This window comes from Pseudoalteromonas sp. S3785 (assembly GCF_005887365.1).
Taxonomy (GTDB): Bacteria; Pseudomonadota; Gammaproteobacteria; order Enterobacterales; family Alteromonadaceae; genus Pseudoalteromonas.
In genome coordinates, this window is sequence record NZ_PNCT01000094.1 from 1 (window position 1) to 10,362 (window position 10,362).

The window sequence follows — 10,362 nt, forward strand, 5'->3', positions numbered from 1 at the left end:
CCCTCTAAAGCGACCCACCTCTTAACCTTTCTGTGAATAATTAACTTAATATTTTGCACAAAGAGAAGTGAAAGAGGAATAAATGAAAAAACTTAAAAAAAATACTTATTTTAAGCTTATCTTTTCCTCTAAAGCGCAGCGCCTCTTAACCTCTTTGTGAATTAATTCTTTAAAAAAATACTGCAAAGCTAGTAGCAGCGAGTTTACCTCGCGTCGGATATTTTGCATTAATAAATGTACACAGCATAAATTCCAAATGCGCAAGCGAGGCGCCTACAGATTAACTAAACCATAATGCTCATTTTAGCTGTAGACGTAGATCTTGCTCACGTTAGAAGCGAAGCTTCTCATGGATTAACCCCTAGTTTAGCGCCGCGAATTACCCATACTTTATTCTCTGCACTCTTTACAGTTGGAATCTTTAACTACTTTAAAATGCTGTTGCTTTAAGCTCAGCGCATCAAAGCTAATAAACACACTACCTTCAACATGCCCTAACAACATATTAAGTGTCATTTGTGCCTGCATAGAGCCAATAACCCCTAATAAAGGGCTTATTACACCCGCATTACTACAATTTACAGCGGGCGCGGCGTCACTTTTTGCAAAAACGCAACCATAACATGGGCTATTGTTTTGCCTAAAATCAAAGCCCATAAGTTGCCCACGACTTGCAATTGCAGCGCCTGTAATTAAAGGCACCTTATGAGTAAAGCAATAATGGTTAACACTGTAACGTGTGGCAAAATTATCAGAACAATCAAGGACTATGTCGGCATTATTTAAAAGCTCAGCTGCGTTGTTATTATCGAGTTTTTGACAATGCGTGACTATATCTATTTGATTATTCAGACTCGCTAATACTTTGCCAGCGGCCGCAACCTTGCTTTGCCCTAAATGATTTATTTTATAAAGCACTTGGCGCTGTAAGTTAGATAGCTCAACGCCATCATCATCTATTAAAATAAGCGTACCAATACCTGCTGCGGCTAAATACAAAAGCGCAGGGCTACCTAACCCGCCCGCACCGACTACAGCAACAGTTGCAGCTTTGAGTGCTAACTGCCCTTCTAGCCCCACTTCTTTTAACAATAAGTGACGACTGTAACGCAGGGCTTCTTTATCGCTGAGCTTATCCATTTGACTGGTTTATAGCACTTTGTAGTGCGCTAATAGCTGCAATATAATCATCCGATTCAGTAATCGCTCTTACCACAGCAACACTGCCTACACCTGTTTGTGCAACTTCGCTTGCGCGGGTTAAATCTATGCCGCCAATGGCAACGGTTGGGTAGCTTTGCATTAATGGCTCACACTTTTTAAGTTTATCAAGCCCTTGTATTTGCCCTGTCATATCTTTGGTGGTGGTTGGATAAATAGCGCCAAATGCCATATAACTTGGTCGGTAGTTGTGCGCACGAAGCATTTCGTAAAAGCCGTGGGTAGAAAGCCCAAGCCTTAACCCCGCCTCTTTAATCGCTGCTAGATTAGCGATTTCTAAATCTTCTTGGCCTAAGTGTACGCCGTAGGCTCCGTGCTTAATTGCCAACTGCCAGTAGTCGTTTATAAATACGTGAGCGTTATATTTTTTACCCAGCTCGACGGCCTGCTTAATGAGTTCATCAAGCTCAAGGTCGGTTTTATTTTTAACGCGGAGCTGCGCCGTAGTAATACCTTGCTTCAAACATTTATCTAACCAATCTAGGCTATCGACTACAGCATATAAACCTAACTTTTTACTCTCACAAGGTGCAAAATCAGCCGCCATGTTAAATTCAAGCGGTACATCAAAATCAAGTTCATCACCAAGCCAGCTGCCAGGCTCAATCACTTGTGGAAAATCATCTAAATTTGTAGGAAAAGCAGTATGCGCAACCGGGCCTATTCCTTCGCCGTACCTTACCGACTGCTTTAAGCCTTGGTTTATATAGGCTTTAGCTAAAATGAAGGCATCTTTTAGTGGGTAGCCTTTTGCTAAACACGCGGCAATAACCGAGGCCATGCTGCAACCTGTACCATGACTATGAGGGCTTTGAATTTTTTTATTACCCAGCCAATACTCCTCGCCGTTTTGTGTGCAGTAATCTATACAATAACCTGTTGGATAATCCCAGTGCCCGCCTTTAATCACAACCGCTTTTGCGCCCCAGCTTAATAGCTTTTTAGCAGCGTCTTTCACTGCACTTGGGCCAATTAAATACACCCCTGTTAGCAATTGCGTCTCGTGCGTGTTAGGCGTTATTACATCCACCAGCGGCATTAAGCATTCTTTAATGGCACCCACGGTATCTTCTTCTGTTAATACATCACCGCTTGAGGCAATAGCTACCGGGTCATAAACAATTACTGGCGGTACAGGCCATTTAGCTTTGTAATGCGCTATATGCTCGCTTATTAATTGAATTTGCTGCACATTGGCCAGCATGCCAATTTTAATCACTTTGGCTTTCATATCGCTTTCGAGTGCTAGTAATTGCGATTCAATAATATCGGTAGATACCGCGTTAATCGCCTCCACACCTAAGCTATTTTGTGCCGTAAGGGCGGTAATTGCAGTACATCCATGCACGCCAAAGCTTTGCATTGCTTTTATATCCGCTTGAATGCCTGCGCCACCGCCAGAGTCGGAGCCGGCAATTGTCCACACTAGATTATTCATACTCGTTATTTCCTTACTGCTGATGCCAAAACGGCATACCCATTGTTGGGGTTGAGGGGGCTGCTAAGTCTTTTTCAGGCATTGCTTTGGCATTATAAGCAAAGCGCCCTGCCTCTACCGCGGCTTTAAATGCACGACTCATCGTAACTGGACAGCCAGCCCCTGCTATTGCTGAATTTAATAAAACCGCATCATACCCTAATTCAAGTGCTTGGCAGGCATGCGAAGGCAAACCTAGCCCTGCATCAACAATTAATGTGGTGTTTGGTAGGCGCTCACGAATTGTTTTTAAATTATAACTATTTAAAAGCCCTTTGCCGGTGCCAATAGGTGCGCCCCAAGGCATAAGTACTTCACACCCTAGCTCATTTAAACGCTGGCAAAGCACTAAATCGTCAGTGCAGTAGGGCAGTACTTTAAAGCCATCATTAACTAATAGTTTAGTGGCTTCTAACAAGGCGAATGGGTCTGGTTGTAAGTTGTAGTCATCCCCTATTAGTTCAAGCTTAATCCAATCGGTAGCAAATACCTCACGGCACATTTTAGCAAGTGTTACAGCTTCTTTTACACTGTGACACCCTGCTGTATTTGGCAGTATTTTAAGGCCCGTGTTTTTAATAAGCTGCCAAAAGTCATCCCCCGCGGCCACGCTTTGCTGGCGCCTTAATGACACTGTTACTATTTGCGCACCAGAGGCTTTTATAGACTCTTCCATCACCGCTGGCGATGGATAAAGCGCCGAGCCTATTAACAAACGGCTATTTAGTTGCTCGCCATAAATAGTTAAGCAATCGTTACCTTGAACCATGCTACCCACCTTGTATAGGGGATAACAATTCGATGCTATCCCCTTCGTTAATTGTGGTGCTTGCATGCAAGCTTTGTGGAATAAATTCGCCATTCACCGCCACAGCAAATGGAGGCTTTGCACCAAAATATTGTAATACATTAACAAGTACTGCACTTTCAACAGTAAGCAGCTCACCATTAATTGTTATAGTCATTTATTACTCACTCTATTTTTGATAACGCATCTTTCACTAAAGCGGGCCCCAACATATAGCCATGACGATATAAGCCATTAATACTAATTACGTTTCCTTCTTTTAAAACCTCTGGTCGATTGCTTTTAAATGCAGGGCGTAACCCGCTTTGAATATTGAGTAATCGAGCCTCAGCAAACCCACTGTGCACAGTATAAGCGGCCGAAAGTAGCTCAAGCGTGGAACGCACCGTGGCAGGTCCGCTATCATCAGACTCAATTTCGGTTGCACCAATTACATACTCATTATTGGGTTTTGGTGCGATATAAATTGGATAGCGTGGGTGCATTAAACGCACAGGCCGCGTTAAGTTAACCTCTGGCGCATGTAATCTGGCTACCTCACCACGCACTCCTCTAAGTGGCTTATCGGCTTTAGCACCTAAACCACGGCAATCAATAATGTAATCAAACGGGCGGTTATTCACCTCGCCATTTTGAATGCTAACGCGTTGGTTAAACACAAACTTAACCTTACGTTTATTAAGCATGGTAAAACTTGCTTTATAAAAAGCCTGATTATCAATCTGCCCTTCGCAGGGTAAAAACACCCCTTGGTTAAAACGATTAGCTAATTCGGGCTCTAACTGCGTTATTTGCTGAGCATTTAACGCCTGCGCGCTATGCCCTGCTATAGGCTTAATGCGCTGGCTAAAGCTTTGTAAGTCACCTTTATCTTGCTGGTGCGCCACAACCAGCGTGCCTTTTTGCTGATAAAAAACCTCACCTTCAAGCTCGCTCACTATTTCTGGCCAGCGCTTGAGTGAATTTAGCCCCGTGATCGCCAAATCCGTTTCACACAATACCGACTCTGCAAGTGGTGCTAACATCGCAGCTGCCACTTTACCGGCACTATTTTGAGTATGCTCATCGCAGGCTTCAAAAACAGTAACATGATGCGACTTACTAAGCTCAAGGGCTGCTAAGCGCCCTGCTAAACCAAAGCCCACAACGGCAATGTTGTAAAACATAAACACTCCTACATGAAGCTCAAAGCCGCAGCTGTCAGTAAAGTAACTATTGCCTCTATGCTAGTTACTTTATTGTTGATATCTGACAGCTGAAAACCGCGCTACAGCGCTTTATGGTAAATTTCTGAGCCCGATTGCTTAAACTCTTCCGACTTCGCTTTCATTTGCGCTTCGACATCAACCATTTTGATCTCAATTGCATCACCAACATTGTTAGGATCGATCCCGCGTGATTCGAGATCTTTGGCATAATCACGTACCTCTTGGGTAATTTTCATTGAGCAAAATTTAGGGCCACACATAGAGCAAAAGTGCGCTACTTTGCCAGACTCTTGCGGCAGGGTTTCGTCGTGGTATTCACGGGCACGTTCTGGGTCTAGGCCAATATTAAATTGGTCGTGCCATCTAAATTCAAAACGTGCTTTTGATAATGCATTGTCACGCTCTTGTGCGCCGGGGTGGCCTTTGGCTAAGTCGGCCGCATGTGCTGCAATTTTGTAGGTAATTAAGCCCTCTTTAACATCTTCTTTATTGGGTAAACCTAAATGCTCTTTTGGTGTTACATAACACAGCATTGCACAGCCGTACCACGCTATTTGTGCAGCGCCTATACCCGATGTTATATGGTCATACCCTGGTGCTATATCGGTCGTTAATGGGCCTAATGTGTAAAAAGGCGCTTCGCCACAATGCTCTAATTGTTCATCCATATTGGCTTTAATCATATGCATTGGCACATGGCCTGGGCCTTCAATAAATACTTGTACATCGTGTTTCCACGCAATTTTTGTAAGCTCCCCTAACGTACGTAGCTCGCTAAATTGCGCTTCGTCGTTGGCATCAGCAATCGAACCTGGACGAAGGCCATCACCGAGTGAAAAACACACATCGTATTGTTTTAAAATTTCGCAAATATCTTCAAAGTGCGTATATAAAAAGTTTTCTTTATGGTGCGCTAAACACCACTTAGCCATAATTGAGCCACCACGCGATACAATACCGGTTACTCGCTTTGCCGTCATTGGCACATAACGCAGCAATACTCCGGCATGAATAGTAAAGTAATCAACACCCTGTTCGGCCTGTTCAATTAGGGTATCGCGAAAGATCTCCCACGTTAAATCCTCTGCCACACCGTTTACTTTTTCAAGCGCTTGATAAATGGGTACTGTGCCAATGGGCACTGGCGAATTACGTACAACCCATTCACGCGTTTCGTGAATATAGCGTCCAGTTGATAAATCCATTACGGTATCGGCACCCCAGCGGGTAGACCACACCATTTTTTCTACTTCTTCTTCGATTGATGAGCTTACCGACGAATTACCTATGTTAGCGTTAACTTTAACTAAAAAGTTACGCCCCACTATCATGGGCTCGGTTTCTGGATGGTTAATATTGTTTGGTAAAATAGCACGACCACGGGCTATTTCTTCACGTACAAATTCAGGGGTAATAAAATCAGGAATACTCGCCCCAAACGACTCACCTTTATGTTGGGCTGCTAGTAGCTCTTCTCTAATTTTTGCTCGGCCCATGTTTTCGCGTATGGCTACGTATTCCATTTCTGGAGTTATAATGCCTTGGCGAGCATAGTGCATTTGGGTTACGTTTTTACCCGCCTTACCACGGCGAATTTTAGGCAAATGTTCAAAACGAATATGGTCTAGGCCGTCATCGGCCATACGCTGCTGAGCAAATTGCGAAGTGACTGAGTCGAGCACTTCGGTGTCGTTGCGTTCTTTTATCCACTGTTCACGAAATTTAGGTAACCCCTTGCGTACGTCTAACTCAAAGTTAGGGTCGGTATACGGGCCTGATGTATCGTAAACACGCAGTGGCTCGTTTGGCTCATACACCGGGTTTTGCTCATCGCCACCAATAAACGTATCGCTTAATGTAATTTCGCGCATCCCCACGCGTACACCGCTTTGGCTGCCCTCAACATACACTTTTTGTGAGCTTGGAAATGGCTGACCCGTTAAATTATAAATATAGTCAGACGCGGCTGCGCGCGTTTCTCGACGTGTAGACTTATTTGTAGTGTTTGACATGACTTACCTCATTGCTAAAGGATTGTCTTGTCAGATATTCCATAAGGAATAGAGAAAGATCGTAAAGCAGTGGTTACGCTGCTTTGCGGCCTAAAATGGCTAGTTATTTTGTTGTGCGCATAAAAAAAGACGCACAAGCGTCCCATTTTAGGCAGCTTGTTCCCTACGCAGGTTTTAACCTGATCAGGTTCACGGATCCCGCTTTCGCGATCTCAGCCTTAATTATTTAAGGCACTCCGACAAGTAAAATTATGTTCGTTGATTTGCTATTTTGATCAAATCAGCGTTGAGTGTACGCCAGTTAAAAATTGCCTGCAAGGGGCAGTTTTAAATACTCATGCCACTACTTTGCAATAAATAAAAAAGTTTGATCGCCCTGCATAACTAACTGTGAGCCTTGCATGGTAAGCGTTGCCCCCTCTCTGAGAGCTTGTAAAAACTGCTGTTCTAGCTCATCAACGTCTGCTCCGCACGACTTCCGCGTCATGCCAAGTTTATTAACGCTAATATTGCTGTCTTCAAGCTCGCCTTCACCAAAAAACTTATTACATCCTGCAAACCCGTTTACTTGCAACGCTTCAATAAAGCTTATTGACGCTCTGTAAGAGGCCGGCACAGCCAACCCATCAACCTTTGATAGTTGCCATTGTGTGTACTTTAGCTGCTCAGTGGTCACCGTCCCTGTGGCTGTACAACCAATACATAAACCGATCAAAAGTATCGGTAGTGCTGCTAATTTCATGCTATTACTAACTAAATATTTAATTACAGTAATAGTAACAATTTTTATGCGGTTTATCCGTTAAAAATGCATGTTTTAAATGTAAATTTTTGTTCTGTGGTAGTTTAAAAGTTAAACAGCTTAATTTAGATCACAATTTTTAAATAAGTTATCCATTTCGGGTGGTAAAAAAGGGCGACCTTTTTCGTTAACCGATGTGCCAATTACTCTGGCTTGAAGCATTATTTTTTCATCGCTTTTGCGAACGATTGCCTGTTTAAACGCAAACTTTAACCGGCTTATACGCTCAGGCTCTACCGACACATAAAATTCGTCTTCAGGCACCAGTGAATGCTTGTAATCAACCTCACTGCGTATCACTACTAAGTTAACTTTTTGCTTGGCAAGCAGTGCAAAATCGACCCCATTCGCAAATAAAAACTCATGGCGGGCATGCTCTAAATAATTAAAGTACACACTGTTATTTACAATACCTTGCAAGTCACATTCGTAATGGCGCACTTTAAAATCAACTTTAAAGGTCATATTAGTAATCCTGATTATTTAACGTATAATCGCTGCGTTATAACACAAGTATTAAAATAATTGCTACCATACAAGTCCCTAAAATGGAGTTAAGTAACCTAATGAACTTACGTTTGTCTTTAATTACTGCGGCGTTGTTACCGCTAATTAGTACACCACTTATAGCAAACGCTGATGACAGCGACCTAGAACGAATTGTTGTTACCGGCGACTTTCAACGTGAAAGCATTCAAACATTAAGCGCGAGTGCGAGCCTATTTAGCGAATCTGAAATTAATCAACGTGGTGCAAGTTTCTTAGACGAAATGCTAGGTAGTACAGCCAACGTAAACTTTACTTCAGGCGCCTCTCGTGGTCGTTATATTCAAATTCGTGGTGTGGGACTTCGCTCACAATTTGTAGACCCAATTAATCCATCGGTTGGCTTGGTCATCGACGGCATAAACTACTCGGGTTTAGGTGGCAGCTCTTTATTATTTGATATTGACCACGTAGAAATTTACCGCGGCCCACAAGGCACTCGCTTTGGCGCAGACGGTATGGCCGGTATGATCCAAATGGAATCAGCACAAGCCACTGCCGATCCTAGTTTAAAATTGCAAGTGGGTATGGGCACTTACAACTCACGCGAAGCAGGCCTTGCGGCAAGTACAGGCTTAACCGATGATACAAGCGCACGTGTAAGCTACTTTCGCAGAAAATCAGATGGTTACGTAGATAACCTATATTTAAACGACGAAACCCAGCAACAGGATGAACAAGTAGCCCGTTTTAAATTAAACAGCCAACTTACTGAACATTTAAACACTGAGTTAAACCTACACTACATAGACATAAACAACGGCTACGATGCGTTCACGCTTGATAACAGCCGCAATAGCGTAGCCGACGAGCCAGGCCAGGATAACCAACAAAGCTACGCCATAGGTATTAACAATACCTACACAGGCTTTGATGCTTTTGACGTAAGCTTAAACCTTTCAGCCATTGATACAGAACTACTCTACAGCTTTGACGAAGACTGGGTATGTAACGATGCAAACGAGCCACAATTATGTGCAGCAGGTTTGCACCCTTGGGGTTATAGCTCAACTGATGTGTACACGCGTGATCGCGATGATCAGTCAGCTAATTTACAACTAAATTCTAAAACAGGTAACTGGGTTGCCGGTGTTTACTATCAAAACCGCGATGTAGATTTAGAGCGCGAATACACATGGCTTGCAAGCCCATTTGCATCAACCTACGAAACCAGTAATGTGGCTGTTTACGGCCAAGTAGCCACACCTATCGGCCCTAAAAGCACGCTCATTACCGGTTTACGCGTAGAGCAATACCAAGGGGATTACACCGACAGTAACGGCTTTATTGAAGAGACAGACGACGTAATGGTGGGCGGTAAACTAGCACTTGAATACCAAGTGATTGACCGTACTATGATCTACGCGAGCATTACCCGTGGTTATAAAGCTGGCGGTATTAATTCAGAAGCATTAGCAAAAGCTAAAGATGAAGGCTTAAACCTAGATGCTGATTTTTTCCAGCAGCATACAAGCTTTGACCCAGAATACCTTTGGAGCGGCGAGTTTGGCGTTAAGGGCTCATCCCTTGATGACAAATTTACCCTGCGTTTAGCCGCATTTTATATGCACCGCGACAATATTCAATTAAAAGCATGGCAAGTAGAAAACCAGCAGTTTACAGGTTATGTTGATAACGCAAGCTCTGGCAGTAACTACGGCTTAGAGGTTGAAGGTAGTTATCAACTTACCGAAGACTTATTCTTAACAGGTAGTGCCGGTTACTTAAACACAGAAATAGACGACTTTGTAACGCAATCGGGCTTAAATCAAGACGGTCGTGAGCAAGCGCAATCACCTAAATACCAATATGCATTTAGCGCACGTTACAACTTTACTAATGAGCTGTACGGTATGATAGGCGTTGAAGGTAAAGACGATTATTACTTCTCAGATAGCCATAATTCACAAGCGCCTAGCAGCAATTTAGTAAACTTAAGCTTTGGCTACGAAGCCGACATGTGGGCAGTACGCGCATGGGCACGTAACGTATTTGACGAGGAAGTACCAACCCGCGGCTTTGAGTTTGGTAACAACCCACTTGATGGCTACGAAACACATACCTACGTTCAATTAGGTGAGCCAAGAGTAGCGGGAGTAACGTTTACGTTAGAGCTGTAAGCTGTAAGCTGTTAGCTGTAAGCTGTTAGCTGTTAGCTGTAAGCTGTAAGCTGTAAGCTGTAAGCTGTAAGCTGTAAGCTGTAAGCTGTAAGCTGTAAGCTGTAAGCTGTAAGCTGTAAGCTAGGTGCGGCCTCTTAGTTTAATGGATATAACGGCCACCGCCTACGG

Annotated in this window: 9 protein-coding genes and 1 riboswitch; of the genes, 1 reads left to right on the plus strand and 8 read right to left on the minus strand. The window is 43.4% G+C overall.

The genetic code is table 11. The annotated features are described in order from the left end of the window. Positions 1–390: 390 nt before the first annotated feature. The 8 genes from CWC17_RS18265 to CWC17_RS18300 all read right to left on the minus strand — a co-directional run bounded on the left by CWC17_RS18265 (position 391) and on the right by CWC17_RS18300 (position 7,993). Complete coding sequence (locus tag CWC17_RS18265; RefSeq protein ID WP_138614517.1) at positions 391–1,140, minus strand: HesA/MoeB/ThiF family protein; 750 nt, start codon at positions 1,138–1,140, stop codon at positions 391–393. Beyond that, entirely contained in the window at positions 1,133–2,659 is a 1,527-nt protein-coding gene (thiE, locus tag CWC17_RS18270) for a thiamine phosphate synthase (RefSeq protein WP_138614519.1), read from the minus strand. The genes CWC17_RS18265 and thiE overlap by 8 nt, the downstream gene beginning before the upstream one ends. A 13-nt stretch (positions 2,660–2,672) precedes the next feature. After that, complete coding sequence (locus tag CWC17_RS18275; protein ID WP_055018903.1) at positions 2,673–3,467, minus strand: thiazole synthase; 795 nt, start codon at positions 3,465–3,467, stop codon at positions 2,673–2,675. A gap of 1 nt (position 3,468) precedes the next feature. Continuing rightward, positions 3,469–3,663 (minus strand): sulfur carrier protein ThiS, encoded by a 195-nt coding sequence (gene thiS, locus CWC17_RS18280; protein ID WP_138614521.1) that lies wholly within the window; start codon positions 3,661–3,663, stop codon positions 3,469–3,471. Positions 3,664–3,670: 7 nt separating this feature from the next. Beyond that, the gene (locus CWC17_RS18285) at positions 3,671–4,672 is read right to left on the minus strand and encodes an FAD-dependent oxidoreductase (RefSeq protein ID WP_138614523.1); all 1,002 of its coding nucleotides are present in this window, start codon (positions 4,670–4,672) and stop codon (positions 3,671–3,673) included. A gap of 101 nt (positions 4,673–4,773) precedes the next feature. Continuing rightward, a complete protein-coding gene (thiC, locus tag CWC17_RS18290; protein ID WP_138614526.1) occupies positions 4,774–6,726 on the minus strand; it encodes a phosphomethylpyrimidine synthase ThiC in 1,953 nt (650 codons plus the stop codon). A gap of 143 nt (positions 6,727–6,869) precedes the next feature. After that, positions 6,870–6,975: riboswitch (TPP riboswitch) on the minus strand. A 94-nt stretch (positions 6,976–7,069) separates the two neighbouring features. Next, entirely contained in the window at positions 7,070–7,468 is a 399-nt protein-coding gene (locus CWC17_RS18295; RefSeq protein ID WP_138542158.1) for an META domain-containing protein, read from the minus strand. 120 nt (positions 7,469–7,588) lie between these two features. Beyond that, positions 7,589–7,993 carry an acyl-CoA thioesterase gene (locus CWC17_RS18300; RefSeq protein WP_055016870.1) on the minus strand — a complete coding sequence of 135 codons (405 nt, stop codon included), beginning with the start codon at positions 7,991–7,993 and terminating at the stop codon, positions 7,589–7,591. A gap of 101 nt (positions 7,994–8,094) precedes the next feature. On the opposite strand from CWC17_RS18300, the gene CWC17_RS18305 reads away from it, so the two are divergent. Beyond that, positions 8,095–10,194 (plus strand): TonB-dependent receptor, encoded by a 2,100-nt coding sequence (locus CWC17_RS18305; RefSeq protein WP_138614528.1) that lies wholly within the window; start codon positions 8,095–8,097, stop codon positions 10,192–10,194. Positions 10,195–10,362 lie beyond the last annotated feature (168 nt).